Origin of the sequence: Streptomyces bobili (genome assembly GCF_002154575.1) — a bacterium.
GTDB lineage: Bacteria > Actinomycetota > Actinomycetes > Streptomycetales > Streptomycetaceae > Streptomyces > Streptomyces bobili.
In genome coordinates, this window is the sequence record NZ_MUBA01000785.1 from 1 (window position 1) to 1,401 (window position 1,401).

General features: G+C 73.2%; 2 protein-coding genes. Both read left to right on the forward strand.

Features of this window, described 5'->3' with window-relative positions:
* Nucleotides 1-280, forward strand: a 280-nt coding sequence (locus tag BZL64_RS37605) for a peptidoglycan bridge formation glycyltransferase FemA/FemB family protein (protein ID WP_143663444.1), incomplete at its 5' end; no start/stop codon positions are given.
* Nucleotides 281-392: 112 nt separating this feature from the next.
* Complete coding sequence (locus BZL64_RS37610) at nt 393-1,382, forward strand: EamA family transporter (protein ID WP_086773449.1); 990 nt, start codon at nt 393-395, stop codon at nt 1,380-1,382.
* The last annotated feature ends 19 nt before the right edge of the window (nt 1,383-1,401 follow it).

A 1,401-nucleotide genomic window follows, 5' to 3' on the forward strand; every position in this document is an offset into this window, starting at 1 on the left:
CGTCTGGTACTCCTACGGCGCCTCCACCAGCCGCAGACGCGAGGTCCAGCCCAACAACGCCATGCAGTGGCGCATGATGTCCGACGCCCACGCACTCGGCGCCGCCGTCTACGACCTGCGCGGCATCACCGACACCCTGGAGGACGGCAACCACCTCCTCGGACTCCTGCGCTTCAAGGTCGGCACGGGCGGCCAGGCCGCGGAGTACCTCGGGGAGTGGGACTTCCCGCTGAACCGGGTGCTCCAGCGGGCGCTCGACCTGTACATGGCGCGCCGCTGAGGCCTACGGGTGGGCTCCGCGGCGGTTGACTCCGCCGGACAGTGGCAAATTCACTTCACACTCCTGACGTAGTCCATTACCCTGGACTCGGCAGTACATCGTGATGCACGCCATGCCTTGTTGGCGCAGAGCCCACCGAACCCCTGGACCGCCCGTGAGTACGCCCGACACCGCCGCGCCCGCCCGGCAGCCCGCCACCTCGGCCGGTGCGGCCGATCCGGCCTCCGCCCCCGCCCGATGGGGCGCCCTCGGTCCCGTCGGGCTGGTGCTCGCCGGAGGGGTGTCCGTCCAGTTCGGCGGCGCGCTCGCTGTGACCCTGATGCCCCGCGCGGGCGCGCTGGGCGTCGTGGCGCTGCGGTTGCTGGTCGCGGCCGTCGTCCTGCTCGTCGTCTGCCGGCCCAAGGTGCGCGGATACTCCCGTGCCGACTGGGGCACGGTCGTCGTCTTCGGCGTCACCATGGCCGCGATGAACGGCCTCTTCTACCAGTCCGTCGACCGCATCCCCCTGGGTACGGCCGTCACGCTGGAGGTCCTGGGCCCCCTCGCCCTCTCCGTCCTGGTCTCGCGGCGCGCCGTCAACCTCGTGTGGGCCGGGCTCGCGCTCGCCGGCGTGTTCCTGCTCGGCGGGGGCGGGGTCGGCGACCTCGACCCGCTGGGCGCCGCGTTCGCGCTGACGGCGGGCGTGATGTGGGCGGCGTACATCGTCTTCAGCGGCCGTACGGGACGCCGGTTCCCGCAGGCGGACGGGCTCGCGCTGGCGATGGCGGTGGGCGCGGTGCTGTTCCTGCCGCTGGGCATCGTCGAGTCGGGCACGAAGCTCCTCGACCCGGTGACGCTGGGCCTCGGCGCGGCGGTGGCGGTCCTGTCCTCGGTCCTGCCCTACACCCTCGAACTCCTCGCCCTGCGCCGCCTGCCCGCCTCCACCTTCGCGATCATGATGAGCCTCGAACCGGCCCTCGCGGCGGCGGCCGGCTTCCTCATCCTCGACCAGACCCTGTCCACCATGGAAGCGGCGGCGATCGCCCTGGTCATCGCGGCCAGCATGGGCGCGGTCCGGACCCAGGTGGGGCGCCGGGGGAGGCCCGTGGCCCCGGAGGCGTGAGGGCCCGCCCCTCCGGGGG